This is a genomic window from Streptococcus sp. FSL R7-0212, from assembly GCF_038007985.1.
In the GTDB taxonomy this organism is placed as follows: Bacteria; Bacillota; Bacilli; order Lactobacillales; family Streptococcaceae; genus Streptococcus; species Streptococcus parauberis.
Genome location: NZ_JBBOYF010000001.1, coordinates 382608 through 400980 on the forward strand (window position 1 = coordinate 382608; position 18373 = coordinate 400980).

Genomic DNA, 18373 nt, shown 5'->3' on the forward strand with positions numbered 1-18373 from the left:
TGGTCAGAAATAAGTGATATTGAAAGGTTGATGACAAAAGTCCCAACCTTTTCTTGATAGGAGGATAGTGATGACAAGTTTAAATAACAATGATATTATTGATCGCTTTTGGCAAGACCAATTAACCCAGTCATATTTTGAAGATTTAAAGAGCCTAATAGCTAGAAAGTCGATATTCGCTCAAGATATAGGTCTTATGGAAGTCGCAACCTTTCTAGAATTACTATTTCAAAAGGCTGGTGCTCAGGTTATTTTAGACACAACCTACAAAGCTCCCTTTGTACTAGCAACTTTTACTAGTCCTAAGAAGGATGCCAAAACACTTATTTTTTATAATCACTATGATACTGTCCCAGCTGATGCTGATCAAGAATGGCAAAGTGACCCTTTTGAATTGACTATTCGAGATAATTTTATTTATGGAAGAGGTGTTGATGATGACAAAGGTCACATTATCGCCCGTTTGACGGCTGTTCAAAAGTATTTAGCAGAATATGGGTCGCTGCCAATTAACATAATTTTTATGATGGAAGGTGCTGAGGAATCAGCATCAGTCGACTTAGAGCATTATCTAAAAAAATACCAGTCACAATTGCAAGATTCAGAGCTTTTGATATGGGAGCAGGGAATTCGTAATGAACTCAATCAGCTGGAGGTAACTGGTGGTAATAAAGGAATTGTTACCTTTAATGCAGAGATTAAAAGTGCTAAGTTGGATAGCCACTCCAAATTAGGTGGCAGTATTGAATCTGCTACTTGGTATTTGATTAATGCCTTGACTAGTTTAAGAGGAAATAATGGTCAGATATTAATTGATGGTTTGACTGATACCATTCAAGCACCAAGTCAAAAAGAATTAGAACTTGTTGCACAATATGCATTAGAAGATGAAGATAAGATCAAAGACCTTTACGGCCTACAATTACCTATGTTACAATCAGATAGATTAGAATTTCTGAAGACCTATTATTTTCAGCCTGCCTTAACGATTCAAGGCATTTGGTCTGGCTATTTAGGCCAAGGTGTCAAAACGATTATTCCATCCCAGGCACAAGCTAAATTAGAAATAAGATTGGTGCCTGGCATGGACCCCAAAGTTGTCTTTAAACAAGTTCAGCATCAACTACAAAAAAATGGTTTCGGTCATGTTGAATTAACTTATACGCTTGGGGAAAAAGGCTACCGCAGTGATTTAAGTCATCCAGCTATTCAACACTTGATTTCTGTTTTAGATAAGCACTATCCAGGAGGGCTAAGCCTTTTGCCAACATCGGCCGGAACTGGACCAATGCATACAGTCTTCGAAGAATTAGCTGTACCTATGGCTTCCTTTGGATTAGGAAGCAAAGATAGTCGAGATCATGCTGGAGATGAAAATATTAGTATTGCAGATTATTATACCCATATAATATTGGTAGAGGAGTTAATTAAAAGTTATGAGTGAAACAATGATTCAACTAGATCATATTGATATTACTTTTGAACAAAAGAATCGAAGAATTGAAGCTGTTAAAGATGTTTCAATTGATATCCAAAAAGGTGATATCTATGGGATTGTTGGTTATTCTGGTGCTGGGAAATCAACACTGGTCCGTGTGATCAACCTCTTACAAAAGCCTACTGCAGGAAGAATTACTATTGATCAGGACCTGACTTTCGATCAGGGCAAAATCCAATTATCATCTCAAGCCTTGCGTGAAAAACGTCGTGAGATTGGAATGATCTTCCAACACTTTAATTTGATGGCTCAAAAAACGGCTAAGGAGAATGTGGCATTTGCACTACGTCATTCAGGCTTAGCCAAAACGGACATTGACAAAAAAGTTGAGGACTTACTGGAATTAGTTGGGTTGGCTGATCGTGCCAACAATTACCCATCACAATTATCAGGTGGGCAAAAACAAAGGGTGGCAATTGCACGTGCTTTGGCTAATGATCCGAAAATTTTAATTTCCGATGAAGCAACTTCAGCACTGGATCCGAAGACGACGAAACAGATTTTGAGTCTCTTACAGGATTTAAATAAGAAGCTGGGCTTAACGATTGTCATGATTACCCACGAGATGCAAATTGTCAAAGATATCTGTAATCGAGTGGCGGTTATGCAAAATGGGCATTTGATTGAAGAAGGAACTGTTCTGGAGATTTTTTCTAATCCCAAAGAGGCCTTAACTCAGGAATTTATCTTAACAGCAACTGGTATTGACGAAGCCTTATTGAAAATAAATCAGCAAGACATCGTCCAAAATCTGCCCCAAAATGCACTCTTGGTCCAGTTAAATTATGTCGGTAGTTCGACTGATGAACCAATTCTCAATCAAATTTACCGTGACTTTGAAGTAACGGCCAACATTTTATATGGGAATATTGAAATTCTTGACCAAACGCCAGTTGGTGAAATGATTCTCGTCTTGGAAGGCAATCAAGACAATATCTTAGCTGCTGAGAAAGCACTCAATGCAGCAGACGTTCAAGTTCAAATTTTAAAAAGGGGAGAATAAATGACTGATCTTTTACAAAATTATTTACCTAATGTTGTTCAATTGGGTTGGTCAGGTGATGCCGGCTGGGGCATGGGTATTTGGAATACCTTATTTATGACCATTATTCCTTTTATTATAGGTGGGACAATTGGACTTTTCCTTGGCCTAATGCTTGTTCTAATGGGGCCTGGTGGGGTTATTGAGAATAAACAAGTGTCTTGGTTTTTGGACAAAGTAACTTCAATTTTCAGAGCAATTCCCTTCATCATTTTAATTGCTATTCTTGCAAGTCTGACTTATTTATTAATGGGGACTATCTTGGGTGCTAAGGCTGCTTTGGTTCCTCTAACCTTTGCGACTTTTCCTTTTTTTGCTCGCCAAGTTCAAGTTGTCTTTTCTGAACTGGACAAAGGGGTTATAGAAGCCGCCCAAGCATCAGGAGCGACTTTCTGGGACATTATTATGGTTTACCTAACTGAAGGCCTACCAGACTTAATCAGAGTCTCTACGGTGACCCTTATCTCACTTGTTGGTGAAACGGCGATGGCCGGGGCAATTGGTGCTGGTGGTCTTGGGAATATAGCTATTTCTTATGGTTATAACCGTTTTAACAATGATGTTACCTGGGTAGCCACTTTGTTAATTTTATTACTGATCTTTTTGATTCAATTCTTAGGCGACAGCTTAACACGTCGTGTCAGCCACAAGTAAAAAAAGTTGACCTTAGTCAACTTTTTTTTACTTGTCTTAAATTTTCTGTTTGTAAGAATTAACTGACAGCAGAGCTATTCATCAAAAATCTAAGAGATTTAGTTAAAATAGCCTAGGTAGTCAAACTTTTCAATGGAATTATCATTTGCGATGGCGACAATGATTGTATCTTTTGATAATGATTTGTTTGGATCAACATTGGGAATTAATTTTTTATCTGGTAAGTGACGGACCCCAATAACATTTAGGTCATAATTTTGACGGACATCGAGTTCTGTAAGGCTTTTCCCAACCCATTTTTTAGGTATATGGAAATTGATCATTGATACCCCCTGTTCTAGATAAATGATATTCTCAATATGATTTTTCATTATATTGGAAGCTAATTGCTTACCAGAGTCGCGTTCTGGTGTAATAACTTTGGTAGCCCCAATGCCTAATAGAACCTCTTCAAAGACTCTATTTTTTGCTTTAGCAATAATCACAGGAACACCTAATTTTTTACAGTTCATAATGGCCAGAACGGATGATTCTAAGTTCTTTCCTGAGGCGATAACTACTGTATCACAGTTATCTATACCCACGCCTAATAAGAATTCTTGGTCTGTCATATCGCCAACGGCAGCTTTTGTCACCAAATCAGCAACCTGATTAACCAGTAATTCATTGCTATCTATGGCAATGACATCTTGATCAAATTCACTTAAGCGTCTAGCCACAGTTCGACCAAATATTCCGAGTCCTAGTACTCCAACGGTTTTTCGTTTATACATAATAATCTCCTTATCCAATTAGAATTTTTGCTTCTGCAAAGTTTACTTTCTTTTCATGACCTTTAATCAAGCTGAGAAGGAAGGTTATTGGGCCAACTCGTCCCATAAACATTAATATCATAATAATGATTTTACCCATTGATGATAATTTTGGTGTGACGTCCATTGATACACCGACTGTACCTATTGCAGAAACTGACTCAAACATTAATGCGATTGGCTCTATTTCTGGTTCAACCCAAATTAATAATAAGAAGCCAATAAATAATACAGTGAAGAAGAAAATAGCAACAGTTGTTGTTTGTTTAATCGTTTTAGTTGAAATAGTCCTAAAATGGTAGGTGACTTTTGAGAGCCCTGAAAATTCAGCTTTGAAAAGTAAAAAAATGATTGCTGCTGTTGTTACCTTGATACCACCAGCAGTACCGCCTGGTGCCCCGCCAATGATCATTTGAAACATGTATAAGAAGTTGGTTGGGGCAAGTGTATCTGTATAGGAAATGGTAGCAAAACCGGCAGTACGCATGGTTACAGTTTGGAAAAATGAAATCATAATTTGCTGCAGAAAGTGATAGTTTCCGATTGTTTTAGGATTATCTTTTTCTAAAAACCAAGTAATCAGTGTACCTGCAACAAGGATAATTGTAGTTGTTTGTAATACAAGACGGGTGTGATGTGAGATCTTTCTAAAAAAAGATTTAAAATGGCGTGGACGGTCAGTAAGTGTATTACGAATGATGGTATAGATATCATTCCATACAGTAAAGCCAATCCCACCAGAAATAATTAAGGTGCAGATAACTAAATTTATGGTGGGATTAACAATAAATGCCTTCAAACTACTTGATGAAAAATTATCAAATCCCGCATTACAAAACGCAGAAACGGCTAAAAAAATGCTATTAAAAATGCCGTTCTTCCAACCAAAACGAGGCACAAAGTCGCTAGCTATAATGCAAGCAGCTGTAGTTTCAATAAAAAATGTAAGCTTATAAGCAAAGAAAAGATAGCTTTTCAAACCTATGTTATCTTCTCGGTTTAAGGCGGATTGTAACAGACTACTATTGGCAACATCTAACTTTTTATTGATAAAAAAAGTACTAATTGCAATTAAGGTAACAAGTCCCAAACCACCAATTTGCATTAAAAAGATGGAGATTGTTTGTCCAATCCCATTATAGGCGTCAGCTACAGGGACAACAGAAAGACCTGTCACACAGACCATTGACACTGCTGTAAATAGATGATTAATATATGCAACATCAGGACTGTTAGCATAATGTGAAAAAGGCATTGCTAAAAGAATACTACCAACTAAAATAACAATAGCAAAACTTAATGTTAATCGTTGTGTAATAGACCATGATCTTGGCTTCGTAATTTTCATCATTTCTCCTTTACCAATCAAAACTATCATATCAAAAAAAAGACAAAACTGCATGGAAACTGTCAAGTTTTTGTCTTTCAATTGTTATAATGGTTTTTTGTTTGGTAAACCTGCTTTTCGGGGGTATTTATTTGGAGTTTCTTTTTTCTTCTCTACAATTGTTATATATCTAGAGTCACCATTTGGCAATTGGTAATGTAGGTTTAAGTCGACTTGTGAAAAAAGAGTAGCTAATGCTTTTTTTGCATCACTTAATTCTTGATCAGCTGCTTGTGCTTTCAAAGCAATCAGTTGACCTTTAATTCTTAAGAAGGGAATAGTCAATTCTGATAAGACTTGCATGCGAGCAACTGCTCTGGCCGTTACAATGTCAAACTGTCCTCGAAAATTTTTATCTTGTCCAAAATCTTCTGCTCTGCCATGATAAAAATGAACATTGGTCAAGTTAAGTTTGTCAGCTAACAAATTCAAGAAATTAATTCGTTTATTTAAGGAGTCAATAATCGTCACATCAAGTTCTGGGCAGATGATTTTCATTGGAATACTGGGGAACCCGGCTCCAGCCCCAATATCTAAGAGTTTAATCGGCTGATTAGTGATATGGCCTTGTAAGATTGGAGCAATTGAATCATAAAAGTGTTTTAAATAGACTTCATCAAGATCTGTAATTGCAGTTAAGTTAATTTTTTGATTCCACTCGATAAGTGTTTCAAGATAGGTTTTAAATTGGTCTTTTTGATAATCAGTCAAAAATATTTGATGGCTTTCTAGAGCCAGGTAAAATTCTTCAGGGGTCATGGTAATCCTCAATATCTCATTTTTACCATTTTACCACAAATTGATTAATAAAAAAATCAAGTAGAATAGCATATCTTGCCTAATTAGTATCAAAATGATATAAAAGTTGTTATAATAAAATTAAACAATAAAGGAGAATTCAGATGCCAACATTTTTAATAATACTTATCATCGTGGGACTTGTAGCCCTATGGTTAATGACAACATATAATAGTTTAGTGAAAGCTAGAATGCATACAAAAGAAGCTTGGAGTCAAATTGATGTTCAACTAAAGCGTCGTAATGATTTAATTCCAAACTTAATCGAGACAGTAAAAGGTTATGCAAACTATGAAGAAAAAACCTTTGAAAAAATTACTAATCTTCGTGCTAAAGTAAATCAAGCCTCAACACCAGCTGAAACAATGGAGGCATCAAATGAATTAACTAAACAAGTTACACAGTTGATTGCCGTTGCTGAAAACTATCCAGATTTAAAAGCAAATCAAAATTTCCTAAAATTACAGGATGAATTGACAAATACTGAAAATAAAATTTCTTATTCACGTCAATTATTCAACAGTACAACAGCAAACTATAATACAAAATTAGAAACATTCCCAAGCAGTTTTGTTGGAAAAATGTTTGGTTTTAAACCAAGTGAATTTTTACAAGTTCCAGAAGCTGAAAAGGAAGTTCCAAAAGTTAATTTTGAATTTTAATATTCGTTACGAATTCAAGAAGGGAGGCTAAATGTTATATCAACAAATTTCACAAAATAAACGACGGACTGTCATTTTAGTTATTGCATTTTTTATCCTCCTGACAGTAATTGGTGCCGCGGCCGGTTATATGTTGTTTGAAAACTATCAGCTAGGAATAGCAATTGCTGTGATTATTGGTTCAATTTATGCTTTTAGTATGATTTTTCAATCAACTGCCGTCGTTATGAGTATGAATAATGCGCGTGAAATAACAGTTGACCAAGCTCCTGAATTTTTTCATATCGTCGAGGATATGGCAATGGTTGCACAGATACCAATGCCAAAGGTTTATATTATTGATGACCCTTCCTTAAATGCATTTGCAACTGGCTCCAGCCCTAAAAACGCTGCAGTAGCAGCGACAAGTGGTTTATTGCAAATTATGAATCGGGAAGAATTAGAAGGGGTTATTGGTCACGAAGTAAGTCATATCCGTAACTATGACATACGAATCTCAACTATAGCAGTTGCATTAGCTTCTGCTATTACCTTAATCTCGTCAATTGGTGGGAGAATGATGTGGTATGGTGGTGGTCGTCGAAGTAGTAATGACCGCGACAGTAACAGCGGATTAGGAATAGTGATGCTTGTTGTTTCGATTTTGTCACTCATACTAGCACCGCTTTTAGCGACCTTAGTCCAACTAGCTATTTCTCGGCAACGAGAATTCTTAGCAGATGCTAGTTCAGTTGAACTAACTCGTAATCCGGAAGGTATGATTAAAGCTCTAGAAAAATTGGATAATTCACAAGCCATGGATAATCCTGTTGATGATGCCAGTGCTGCTTTATATATTAATGAGCCTAGAGATAGAGAAAAAATCTCGTCATTATTTAGTACTCATCCACCAATTGAGGAAAGAATCAATCGATTAAGACACATGTAAAAAAATTGAAATATTTTATTTTTTTAACAAGTGTTTAATTATTGATTATTCTATTTTTTAGTATTCTATTGACAAGGACTAAAATTAATAGTAAAAAAATAATTAGATATTTATTAGGAGAAACAATGTTACAAGTTTCAGAACTCAAAAAAAGACAAGAACCGAAACACTTTGCTGTCAATTTAGAAATTGGTTCAATTTTAAAAGATCGCAACCCAGAAATTATTGATATCAAGGATGTCCTTGCTGAAGGCACAGTTGTTTATGAACAGGGATTGTTTATCTTAGACTATAGTTTAGATTATACAATTATCTTACCTTCTAGCCGTTCAATGAAAGAAGTTAGCTTGACTGAACATCAATTAATTCAGGAGTTGTTCATTGAGGAATCTGAAGTATCAAATAAGAAGGATTTGGTTGAAGAAAATCTTGTTCTTGTACTAAATGAACCGGTTATTAATCTGGAAGAAAGTGTAATTGATAACATATTATTAAACATTCCTTTACAGGTTTTAACAGAAGATGAAAAGTCGTCTGAAGATTTCCCAACTGGACAAAATTGGGAAGTTTTAACAGAAGAACAATATTTGCAACTTAAAGCAGATCAGAAAAAAGAAACTAACCCATTTGCAAGTTTACAAGGGTTGTTTGATGAATAAACCTGTGAATTATGAATAAAACTGAATCTTTAAGATTTTTGTAATTTTCTGTTGAAAAAATGACTTGACTTTGGTATACTCTATACAGTATCTAATCACTTTCTTTAAATTTCTCTTAACACCTTACGTAGAAAGAAGTTAGCGGTGTTTTTTATCAGAAATTTAATGGCAATGTCGTAGAGACGAAAAAAATATAAAAGATGTCCTTTTAAGTTCAAAATCTAATAGAACTTAAAAGATTAAGGATTGGTGTAAATGACTAAGAAAATTTTAATTGTTGAAGACGAAAAGAATCTAGCAAGATTTGTTTCTCTTGAATTACAACATGAAGGCTATGAAGTTAGTGTTGAAGTAAACGGTAGAGAAGGACTTGAAACTGCATTAGAAAAAGATTTTGATTTAATTCTGCTTGACTTAATGCTTCCTGAGATGGATGGTTTTGAAGTTACTCGCCGCTTACAAACAGAAAAAACAACTTATATCATGATGATGACTGCGCGTGATTCAATCATGGATGTTGTTGCAGGTCTTGACCGTGGTGCGGATGACTATATCGTAAAACCTTTTGCGATTGAAGAATTGTTGGCACGTATTCGTGCAATCTTCCGTCGACAAGATATCGAAACTGAGAAGAAAGCGCCAAATCAAGGCGTTTACCGCGATTTAGTGTTAAATCCTCAAAATCGTTCAGTTAATCGTGGAGATGAAGAAATTTCATTAACAAAACGTGAATATGATTTATTAAATATTTTGATGACTAATATGAACCGTGTTATGACTCGTGAAGAGTTATTATCAAGTGTATGGAAGTATGATGAAGCTGTTGAAACAAACGTAGTTGATGTTTATATTCGTTATCTTCGTGGCAAAATTGATATGCCAGGAAGAGAATCTTACATCCAAACAGTTCGTGGAATGGGATATGTAATTCGCGAGAAATAAGATGCAAATAAAAATTCGGAAAACAGGTCAGTATAAGAAATCTTTACCAAAAAGTTTATCTAATTTATTCTTTGTACTATTTTTCTGTATTTTTTCTGCATTTACTTTGATTGCATACTATTCAACAAATTATTTTTTATTGAAAAAAGAAAAACAGGCTGTTAATCAGACTGTTGATATGGTTAGAGTTCGTCTGTCACAGGTGAACTCTAATTTTTCGATTAATAATTTATCAGATGTTTTATATCAAAATAGCAAAGAAAATCTAAAGATTGACAGTTATAGTGGTCAAGAATTAATACGGAGTCGTAGAGATTTAACAAATATTTTAGATTCAAAACAAGATATTTATATCTATAACATTGATAAACGAATGATTTTTACGACTGATGAGGAAGAAAATTCGTTTAATTTAGAAGGTCCCATTAATAAAGTTTTTGAAGATCAGTTACCTGATGAATATCGAGGGCTTTCAATAATTCAAAAAGTTTATTCAAAAGAAACTGGCCATTTGTTAGGATATGTTCAAATCTTTCAAGACTTAGAAAACTATTATATTATTCGAGCACGGCTGTTAATCTGGTTGCTTTTTGTTGAATTATTTGGGACAAGTTTGGCTTATTTCATCATATATTTCTCAACAAGACACTTCTTAGAACCCCTGCAAAATTTACATGATGTGATGCGGATGATCTCTGAAAATCCAAATAATTTAGCTCTGCGATCAAACATAAAATCAGGTGATGAAATTGAAGAGCTGTCATCGATTTTTGATACCATGCTAGACAAGGTTGAAAACTATACTAATTTACAGTCTCGCTTTATAAGTGATGTTAGTCATGAGTTACGAACACCAGTGGCAATCATTAAAGGCCATATCGGTCTTTTACAACGGTGGGGTAAAGATGATAGTGAGATTTTAGAAGAAAGTCTGAATGCGACGGCTCATGAAGCTGATCGGATGGCTATTATAATCAATGATATGCTTGATATGATTAGGGTACAAGGTAGTTTTGATGGGCATCAAAATGATATAACTAATCTAGAAAGTTCAATTGAAACAGTCATTGGCAATTTCAAGGTTTTACGTGAAGATTTTATTTTCAATTGGACCAATCCTAAACTTGATTTAGAGGGCAAAATATACAAGAATCATTTTGAACAAGCATTAATGATATTAATTGATAATGCTATTAAGTACTCGCAAAAAGAAAAAGAAATAACAATTGATTTGCGACTTCAAAGTACCAACCAGGCCATTGTCACAGTTACTGATAAAGGTGAAGGAATTTCGCAAGAGGATATTGAACATATTTTTGAGCGTTTCTACCGATCTGATAAATCACGCAACAGGACAAGCACGCAAGCCGGACTAGGTATCGGATTATCTATTTTACATCAAATTGTCGAGGGATATAATCTCAGTATGGAGGTTAAGAGTCAGTTACATGGAGGATCGACTTTTATATTATATATTCCACTAGTGGACCCCTTACAATTAATCAATTAGCTAATCTGTAGATTAGCTAATTTTTTCTTTGAGTTGGGTTTCGAGAGTCGTTTATACAAAGGGGAATATTCTTTTTTTTAAGTGAAAAATATGATAGAATAGAGTACTAAATTAATTTGATAGAATTGGGGTGTTTGCGTGCGTTGTCCAAAATGTAATTATAATAAATCTAGTGTCGTTGATAGTAGACAGGCTGAAGATGGCAATACCATCAGACGTCGAAGAGAGTGTGAGAAGTGTCATACACGATTTACTACATTTGAACGACTCGAAGAGCTCCCATTGTTAGTCATCAAAAAAGATGGTACCAGAGAACAATTTTCTAGAGATAAAATTCTGAATGGTGTTGTTCAAAGCGCCCAAAAGCGTCCAGTTTCTAGTACTGATATTGAAAATCTTATTTCAAGAATAGAGCAAAAAGTAAGAGCTGACTATGAGAATGAAGTTTCTAGTACGGCTATTGGTAATTTAGTGATGGAAGAATTGGCAGAATTAGACGAAATTACTTATGTCCGTTTTGCAAGTGTTTATAAAAGCTTTAAAGATGTTGATGAAATTGAAGAATTGCTTCAGCAAATCACTAATCGTGTTCGTGGAAAAAAGAAAAGTAGTGTAAATGATGAAACCCATTGATGAATTTTATTATGTAAAAAATAATAAAATTTTATACAATTCAAATAGTTTAATCCAAGTTTATGCCCCAATTATTGGGAATGATGCTGTTCTCCTATATCAATATTTTATTGAATTTTTTGATGATGCAAGAAGAAGTCATAAATTTTCAGAAATTTTAAATCAACTTCAGTTTGGGATGAGTCGATTTGAAGATGCCATGGTTCTATTGACAGCAATGAATTTGGTCACTTTTTATCAACTCCCAGACGGATATGCGGTTAAATTGCAAACGGCTTTAGATGTGGAAGAGTTTTTATCAAGTCCAGTCTACAAACGCCTCTTAGAACAAAAAATTGGTGATTTAGCAGTCTCAGAAATGCAACCAAGTGTACCTAAGTATGCACAAGATATCTCTAAAAAATTCTCAGATGTTTTTTCTACAGATGTCAAAGGTCAAGTTGCAGCCCCTTCTACCAAAAAACGTCAAGTACAATTTGATTTAGAAAGCTTTAAACGATTGATGACCAGAGATGGTTTGCAGTTTAAAAATGAAAATGAAGCAGTAGTTGGACTCTATAGTTTTTCTGAACAATATGGATTAACTTGGTTTGATACTTATCAAGTTGCCAAGGCGACAGCAATCAACGGGAAAATTTCACCCAGTCGAATGCACTTGAAGCAGTCCCAATCTGCTGTGGCAGACACTGATGCTACATTTTCGGAACCAGAAAAAGTAATCATTACTGCTGCTAAAAATGATACAGCTCTGCAATTCCTGGAAAAAATCAAGAAAGCTCGTCGGGCTACCGTAACCCAAGGTGAGCGTGATTTACTTTTGCAACTAGCTGAAATGAATTTCTTGGATGAGGTAATCAATGTCATGGTCCTTTATACTTTTAACAAGACTAATTCTGCTAACTTGCAAAAAAATTATCTCTTGAAAATCGCAAATGATTTTTCTTATCAGAATATCGCTAGCGCGAATCAGGCCGTTTTGAAAATGCGTAGTTTTGAAGAACGCAAGCAACAAGCGACAAGTAAGGCTAAACCTAAGAAATCAAACGTTCCTGAATGGAGCAATCCAGACTATCAAGAATCAACCAGTCAGGCAGAGCAAGAAGAACTAAATCATTTTAAAGAAGAAGCGTTATTTCGTTTAAAAAATCTCAGAAAAGGTGGTGACTAGATGGAAAAAATTGGTCAAACAATCAATAAAAAAGGTCAACTTGTACGCAACAATGCAAACGAGCTAATTCAAGTGATTTTGGCTGATCCTGAAGTTGCTGAATTTATTTCTAGCCATCAGTTAAGTCAAGATGAAATTAATTTAAGTTTGTCAAAGTTCAATCAATTTTTGGTTGAACGTGCTAAATTCAAAACTGGTGATCCGTCTTATATAGCAAAAGGCTATTCACCGATTTTAGTGATGAATGAAGGTTATGCTGATGTTTCTTATCAAGAGACTAGAGAATTAATTGATGCTAAAACGAAGGCTGCCATCTCTGACAGAATAAATTTAGTCAATCTACCAAAGTCATATCGCAATATTCGCATGTCTGATTTTGATATCAATAATGCTAGTCGAATGAAAGCTTTATCAGAGTTATTGGATTTTGTTGAACAATATCCTTCACCTGACCAAAAGGGACTGTACTTATTTGGTGACATGGGAATTGGGAAATCATATTTGATGGCTGCTATGGCTAGAGAATTATCTGAGCAAAAAGGAATTTCAACTACCTTGCTCCATTTTCCTAGTTTTACAATTGATGTCAAAAATGCTATCTCAACAGGTTCAGTTAAAGAAGAAATTGATGCTGTTAAATCTGTACCCGTTCTAATTTTAGATGATGTTGGTGCAGAACAAGCAACCTCTTGGGTACGTGATGAAATTTTACAAGTTATTTTACAATACCGAATGTTAGAAGATTTACCAACTTTCTTCACATCCAATTATAGTTTCAACGATTTGGAGAAGAAGTGGGCAAATATTAAAGGAAATGATGAAACTTGGCAAGCTAAAAGAGTGATGGAACGCGTACGCTATTTAGCTAAAGAATTCCACCTCGAAGGTGCCAATCGTCGTTAATGAATCTTGTCATAGAAGATGACAAAAGAAGGAGAATCATGGTTTTACCTACAGTTGCCATAGTTGGGCGCCCTAATGTCGGCAAGTCCACATTATTTAATCGAATTGCAGGAGAACGTATTTCTATCGTCGAAGACGTTGAAGGCGTGACACGTGACCGGATTTATACCACTGGTGAGTGGTTAAATAGAAAATTTTCACTAATTGATACAGGTGGGATTGACGATGTCGATGCCCCATTTATGGAACAAATTAAACACCAAGCACAAATTGCTATGGATGAAGCAGACGTTATTGTCTTTGTTGTATCAGGTAAAGAAGGGGTAACTGATGCGGATGAGTATGTATCAAAAATTCTATACCGCACAAATAAACCGGTTATTCTTGCCGTAAATAAAGTCGATAACCCAGAAATGCGTAATGATATTTATGATTTCTACGCTCTTGGCTTAGGCGATCCATACCCAGTTTCATCAGTCCATGGTATTGGTACAGGTGATGTGCTCGATGCCATTGTTGAAAATCTACCAATTGAAGTTACAGAAGAAAATGATGATGTTATTCGTTTTAGTTTAATTGGGCGTCCAAATGTTGGAAAATCAAGTCTAATCAATGCTATACTTGGTGAAGACCGAGTAATTGCCAGCCCAGTTGCGGGGACTACCCGTGATGCTATCGATACATCATTTAAAGATGAAGATGGTCAAGAATTTACAATGATTGATACAGCTGGTATGCGTAAATCAGGTAAAGTCTATGAAAATACTGAAAAGTATTCTGTTATGCGCGCTATGCGCGCCATTGATCGCTCTGATGTCGTATTAATGGTAATCAATGCAGAAGAAGGTATCCGCGAGTATGACAAACGGATAGCTGGTTTTGCTCATGAAGCCGGAAAAGGGATGATCATTGTCGTCAACAAGTGGGATACCCTTGAAAAAGACAATCATACCGTTTCGAAATGGGAAGCTGATATTAGAGACCAATTCCAGTTCCTATCTTACGCACCAATTATCTTTGTTTCAGCAGAAACAGGGCAAAGACTGAATAAATTGCCAGAAATGATCAAACGAATCAGTGATAGTCAAAGTCGCCGTATTCCATCAGCTGTCCTAAATGATGTCATTATGGATGCGATTGCTATTAACCCTACCCCAACAGATAAAGGAAAACGTCTTAAAATTTTCTATGCGACACAAGTTTCCGTTAAACCTCCAACTTTTGTCGTCTTTGTTAATGAAGAAGAGTTAATGCATTTCTCTTATCTACGCTTCTTAGAAAATCAAATTCGTGCCGCCTTTACATTTGAAGGAACACCAATTCACTTAATTGCTCGTAAACGTAAATAAGAGTGGGACAGAAATCGATAAATTCGTAGAAATATGACTTTGTTATATCACCACTTACTCAACTGAACATAAACTCTATAAAAAGAAGCTGAAACTTTTTGTCCCAGTTTCTTTTTTGTTGGAAAAAATATTCTAATTCTCTATTTTATTAGAGAAATTTTTTCTGTTAATGGGTTATTAAGAGGCATTCTCAATAGAATTTTGATATAATTAAGGGATAATGACAGAGGTGGGGTAAAGATGGCGAGATTAATTCCAGGAAGAATTAGAAATCAAGGAATAGCCTTGTATGATCAAGGATTAGTTAAAATTGTTAAAGAAGAAAAAAGCCAAATTGAGGCACAAGTTGATTGTCAAAAAGTTACCTATGGAGTAGATGATGATGCCATAACCTGTCAATGTGATTTTTTTGCGCGGAAAAAATATTGCCAGCATATTGCTGCTCTGGAATATTTTTTGAAAAATGATCCAAACGGGAAAGTTATTTCTGAGCAATTTACCAACCAGTCTGAATCAAAAGAAGAAACCAAAAAAATGACATCCTTTGGTAGTCTATTTTTAGATAATTTAAAAATGAATGAGGATGATACCACAGTCTACCGACTATCGGCAACCGGTAGTCGTAGTCCTTATTCTTCAGAATTTTGGTGGAGTTTAAAGATTAATCGACTTCCTGATGATCGGACTTATGTCATCAGAGATATCCGAGGATTTATTAACTTAATCAAAAAAGAAGGTTTTTATCAGATTGGAAAAAACTATTATGAACAATTATCACTCTTGAAATTCGATCAAGCTAGCCAAGATTTAATCTCATTTTTATGGCGACAAGCTCCTGACTCTGATAAAAGTGATCATAGTTTTGTTTTTCCAAATCACGCCAGACATTTACATCTACCAAGTGGCTTTTTTGAAGAGGGCATATTTTTACTGAGAGATTTATATGAATTCACTTTTGAAGGGGCATATCAGAACTATTCAACTGTTTTTGTTAAACCACTAGACGCAGAGGCTGAATTGTTTAAATTTACAATTGAAGTTCATCGTAAATCAATTGAATTAAAAATCAGTGAAAAGTCAGTTAGTTATTTATTTGATAATGTCTACCTATTACATAATGACACCTTCTATTACAATACTTTAAGACAACAGAAAATGATTTCTGCTCTACGCAGTCTACCAATTGAATCAGATTTGCAAAAGCATATTTACTTTGATTTAGATGACCAAGCTAAATTGGCTGCAAGTCTTTTAGATTTCAAAGAGATTGGTCTAGTAAAGGCACCTAAAAGTTTTGACATTAGAGATTTTGATGTTACTTTTAACTTTGATACCAACAAAAATCAAATTTTGCTTGAACTAGTCTTTGATTATGGTGATTTGCTGGTCTCTGATAAGATGACATTAGATCAATTGCCTTTTGCAAGTAACTATAAAAAAGAAGAAAAAATATACAGAGCAATGAGCTTCTATGATTTTTCTCCTCAGTTTCAGTCTATAAAAGAAATTGAATCACCACATGACTTATATCGATTTTTCACTCAAGCTCTTCCTTATTTTAATAAATTAGGTAAAGTTAATTTATCTGAATCTGTTAGTCAATTGAGATTCTCAGAAGCACCACAAATTGTTATTGAAAGACAACAAGGCGGTTTATTAGATGTCTCATTTGATTTTTCTCAAATTCTTGAAAATGATATTGATGATGCTTTGACGGCATTATTTACCAATAGTCCATATTTTGTAACTGAAAGTGGTAAATTAGTTGTTTTTGATGATCAGACTCAAAAAATCAGTCAATCATTGCTTAAACTACGGGCACAACAAAAAGAAAATGGCCACCTACAATTAGACGGAATTGCGGCAGTTCAATTATCACAACTTTTTGAAGGGCAAGAAAACGTCCATTTTTCTCAAGAATTGGAAGAGTTAATTTCTGACTTGAGACATCCAGAGCGTTTAGTTTTACCTGACTTAGCTGTGAATGCTTCAATTAGGGATTACCAATTTCAAGGAATAAAATGGATGACGATGCTTGATAAGTATGGTTTTGGTGGCATTCTAGCAGATGATATGGGATTGGGTAAAACCCTTCAAACAATTGCTTTTTTAAATAGTAAGTTATCTACTGGCAAAAAGGTTCTGATTCTATCACCTTCAAGTTTACTCTATAATTGGTTAGATGAATTTGAAAAATTTGTGCCTGATTTAGATGTTGTTGTCTCTTATGGGCATAAACAAGTCAGAGACCAACTTATTTCAGAAGAACACCAAGTTACTATTACCTCATACTCATCTTTCAGACAGGACTTTACAAGCTACAAAAATTATAACTATGATTACTTGATTCTTGATGAAGCACAAGTTATAAAGAACTCCCAGACTAAGATTGCTAAAAGTTTACGGGAATTTAATGTTAGTAATTGCTTTGCCTTATCTGGGACACCAATTGAAAATAAACTTCTTGAAATTTGGTCTATCTTTCAAATTGTCCTACCGGGATTGCTTCCCAATAAAAAAGACTTTTTAAAAATGGATGCTAAGCAGGTGTCACGTTATATTAAGCCATTTGTTATGCGTCGTCGTAAGGATGATGTATTACCTGAATTACCAGAACTAATCGAAATGAACTACCAAAACGAAATGTCAGATCAGCAAAAGGCAATTTACTTAGCTCAGTTACGTCAAATGCAAGACAGGATTCGAAATTCTAGTGATGCTGATATTAATCGTCGTAAAATCGAAATTTTGTCAGGTATTACGAGATTGAGACAAATTTGTGATACACCAAGTTTATTTATGGATTATGATGGAGATAGTGGTAAATTAGATAGTTTAAAAACCCTACTTGTTCAAATCAAAGAAAATGGACATCGTGCACTGATTTTTTCACAATTCCGTGGAATGTTAGATATTGCTGAAAAAGAAATGGAAGCTTTAGGTTTGACCCATTATAAAATCACCGGTTCAACTCCGGCTAATGATCGCCAGGAGATGACCAGAGCATTTAATAATGGCTCAAAAGATGCCTTCCTAATTTCCCTTAAAGCAGGTGGTGTCGGATTGAATTTGACTGGGGCTGATACTGTTGTTCTAATTGATTTATGGTGGAATCCTGCTGTCGAAATGCAAGCTATTAGCCGAGCTCATCGTCTTGGCCAAAAAGAAAATGTGGAAGTCTTTCGTTTAATCACCAGAGGAACCATTGAAGAAAAAATTCTGGAAATGCAAGAAGGAAAACGGAATTTAGTAACAACAGTTCTTGACGGTAATGAAAGTAGAGCTAGCATGACCATTGAGGAAATTAAAGAAATTTTAGGTCTCGATAGTTATTGAAGTCAGCTTTTCTAATAAAACTGACTTTCGCTAGGGGAATACTTTGAAAAATAGCCCTAATTAGTTTATAATAGTGAATGCTACAGGAAGAA

16 protein-coding genes are annotated in these 18373 nt (G+C 34.9%); 13 read left to right on the forward strand and 3 right to left on the reverse strand.

Going from position 1 to position 18373, the window contains the following annotated elements:
* Window positions 1-70 precede the first annotated feature (70 nt).
* The 3 genes from MKY69_RS02080 to MKY69_RS02090 are packed head-to-tail and all read left to right on the forward strand — an operon-like array spanning window position 71 to window position 3194.
* Complete coding sequence (locus MKY69_RS02080) at window positions 71-1444, forward strand: M20/M25/M40 family metallo-hydrolase (RefSeq protein ID WP_003104141.1); 1374 nt, start codon at window positions 71-73, stop codon at window positions 1442-1444.
* Entirely contained in the window at window positions 1437-2501 is a 1065-nt protein-coding gene (locus MKY69_RS02085) for a methionine ABC transporter ATP-binding protein (RefSeq protein ID WP_041828587.1), read from the forward strand. The genes MKY69_RS02080 and MKY69_RS02085 overlap by 8 nt, the downstream gene beginning before the upstream one ends.
* Window positions 2502-3194, forward strand: coding sequence for a methionine ABC transporter permease (locus MKY69_RS02090; RefSeq protein WP_003105022.1), 693 nt, complete (start codon window positions 2502-2504; stop codon window positions 3192-3194).
* Window positions 3195-3292: 98 nt separating this feature from the next.
* On the opposite strand, the gene ktrA is transcribed toward MKY69_RS02090, so the two are convergent.
* The 3 genes from ktrA to rsmG form a co-directional block, all read right to left on the reverse strand.
* Window positions 3293-3967: a potassium uptake transporter gating subunit KtrA gene (gene ktrA, locus MKY69_RS02095; protein WP_003106201.1), complete on the reverse strand. Its 675-nt coding sequence runs from the start codon at window positions 3965-3967 to the stop codon at window positions 3293-3295.
* Between the two features lie 10 nt (window positions 3968-3977).
* Window positions 3978-5354, reverse strand: coding sequence for a TrkH family potassium uptake protein (locus MKY69_RS02100; RefSeq protein ID WP_311981491.1), 1377 nt, complete (start codon window positions 5352-5354; stop codon window positions 3978-3980).
* 84 nt (window positions 5355-5438) lie between these two features.
* The gene (rsmG, locus tag MKY69_RS02105; RefSeq protein WP_340790906.1) at window positions 5439-6152 is read right to left on the reverse strand and encodes a 16S rRNA (guanine(527)-N(7))-methyltransferase RsmG; all 714 of its coding nucleotides are present in this window, start codon (window positions 6150-6152) and stop codon (window positions 5439-5441) included.
* A gap of 143 nt (window positions 6153-6295) precedes the next feature.
* Between rsmG and MKY69_RS02110 the strand changes: the two genes are divergently transcribed.
* From MKY69_RS02110 to MKY69_RS02155, 10 genes are all read left to right on the forward strand, one after another.
* Window positions 6296-6853 carry a LemA family protein gene (locus tag MKY69_RS02110; RefSeq protein ID WP_003103300.1) on the forward strand — a complete coding sequence of 186 codons (558 nt, stop codon included), beginning with the start codon at window positions 6296-6298 and terminating at the stop codon, window positions 6851-6853.
* A gap of 31 nt (window positions 6854-6884) precedes the next feature.
* The gene (gene htpX, locus MKY69_RS02115; RefSeq protein ID WP_103347178.1) at window positions 6885-7781 is read left to right on the forward strand and encodes a zinc metalloprotease HtpX; all 897 of its coding nucleotides are present in this window, start codon (window positions 6885-6887) and stop codon (window positions 7779-7781) included.
* Between the two features lie 125 nt (window positions 7782-7906).
* Window positions 7907-8440 (forward strand): YceD family protein, encoded by a 534-nt coding sequence (locus MKY69_RS02120; RefSeq protein WP_003102943.1) that lies wholly within the window; start codon window positions 7907-7909, stop codon window positions 8438-8440.
* Window positions 8441-8695: 255 nt separating this feature from the next.
* Window positions 8696-9382, forward strand: coding sequence for a two-component system response regulator CovR/CsrR (gene covR / locus MKY69_RS02125; RefSeq protein ID WP_003104116.1), 687 nt, complete (start codon window positions 8696-8698; stop codon window positions 9380-9382).
* Between the two features lies 1 nt (window position 9383).
* Window positions 9384-10892, forward strand: a complete 1509-nt coding sequence (locus MKY69_RS02130) for a HAMP domain-containing sensor histidine kinase (RefSeq protein WP_340790908.1) — start codon at window positions 9384-9386, stop codon at window positions 10890-10892.
* A 138-nt stretch (window positions 10893-11030) separates the two neighbouring features.
* The gene (gene nrdR, locus MKY69_RS02135; RefSeq protein WP_003105627.1) at window positions 11031-11525 is read left to right on the forward strand and encodes a transcriptional regulator NrdR; all 495 of its coding nucleotides are present in this window, start codon (window positions 11031-11033) and stop codon (window positions 11523-11525) included.
* Window positions 11509-12693 (forward strand): DnaD domain protein, encoded by a 1185-nt coding sequence (locus MKY69_RS02140; RefSeq protein WP_311981494.1) that lies wholly within the window; start codon window positions 11509-11511, stop codon window positions 12691-12693. Before nrdR ends, MKY69_RS02140 begins: the two co-directional genes overlap by 17 nt.
* Window positions 12694-13596, forward strand: a complete 903-nt coding sequence (gene dnaI, locus MKY69_RS02145) for a primosomal protein DnaI (protein WP_003103419.1) — start codon at window positions 12694-12696, stop codon at window positions 13594-13596. It abuts the gene before it with no gap.
* Between the two features lie 38 nt (window positions 13597-13634).
* On the forward strand, window positions 13635-14945 hold the full coding sequence (gene der, locus MKY69_RS02150; protein ID WP_003103613.1) for a ribosome biogenesis GTPase Der: 1311 nt from the start codon (window positions 13635-13637) through the stop codon (window positions 14943-14945).
* A gap of 240 nt (window positions 14946-15185) precedes the next feature.
* Entirely contained in the window at window positions 15186-18281 is a 3096-nt protein-coding gene (locus tag MKY69_RS02155) for a DEAD/DEAH box helicase (protein ID WP_311981495.1), read from the forward strand.
* Window positions 18282-18373 lie beyond the last annotated feature (92 nt).

Bases quoted from the DNA above. Each gene is read 5' to 3' on its own strand.
- MKY69_RS02140 (WP_311981494.1), top strand. From the start codon at position 11,509: ATGATGAAACCCATTGATGAATTTTATTATGTAAAAAATAATAAAATT.
- MKY69_RS02100 (WP_311981491.1), bottom strand. From the start codon at position 5,354: ATGAAAATTACGAAGCCAAGATCATGGTCTATTACACAACGATTAACA.
- MKY69_RS02090 (WP_003105022.1), top strand. From the start codon at position 2,502: ATGACTGATCTTTTACAAAATTATTTACCTAATGTTGTTCAATTGGGT.
- MKY69_RS02120 (WP_003102943.1), top strand. From the start codon at position 7,907: ATGTTACAAGTTTCAGAACTCAAAAAAAGACAAGAACCGAAACACTTT.
- dnaI (WP_003103419.1), top strand. From the start codon at position 12,694: ATGGAAAAAATTGGTCAAACAATCAATAAAAAAGGTCAACTTGTACGC.
- der (WP_003103613.1), top strand. From the start codon at position 13,635: ATGGTTTTACCTACAGTTGCCATAGTTGGGCGCCCTAATGTCGGCAAG.
- rsmG (WP_340790906.1), bottom strand. From the start codon at position 6,152: ATGACCCCTGAAGAATTTTACCTGGCTCTAGAAAGCCATCAAATATTT.
- covR (WP_003104116.1), top strand. From the start codon at position 8,696: ATGACTAAGAAAATTTTAATTGTTGAAGACGAAAAGAATCTAGCAAGA.
- MKY69_RS02155 (WP_311981495.1), top strand. From the start codon at position 15,186: ATGGCGAGATTAATTCCAGGAAGAATTAGAAATCAAGGAATAGCCTTG.
- ktrA (WP_003106201.1), bottom strand. From the start codon at position 3,967: ATGTATAAACGAAAAACCGTTGGAGTACTAGGACTCGGAATATTTGGT.
- MKY69_RS02130 (WP_340790908.1), top strand. From the start codon at position 9,384: ATGCAAATAAAAATTCGGAAAACAGGTCAGTATAAGAAATCTTTACCA.
- MKY69_RS02085 (WP_041828587.1), top strand. From the start codon at position 1,437: ATGAGTGAAACAATGATTCAACTAGATCATATTGATATTACTTTTGAA.
- htpX (WP_103347178.1), top strand. From the start codon at position 6,885: ATGTTATATCAACAAATTTCACAAAATAAACGACGGACTGTCATTTTA.
- MKY69_RS02080 (WP_003104141.1), top strand. From the start codon at position 71: ATGACAAGTTTAAATAACAATGATATTATTGATCGCTTTTGGCAAGAC.
- MKY69_RS02110 (WP_003103300.1), top strand. From the start codon at position 6,296: ATGCCAACATTTTTAATAATACTTATCATCGTGGGACTTGTAGCCCTA.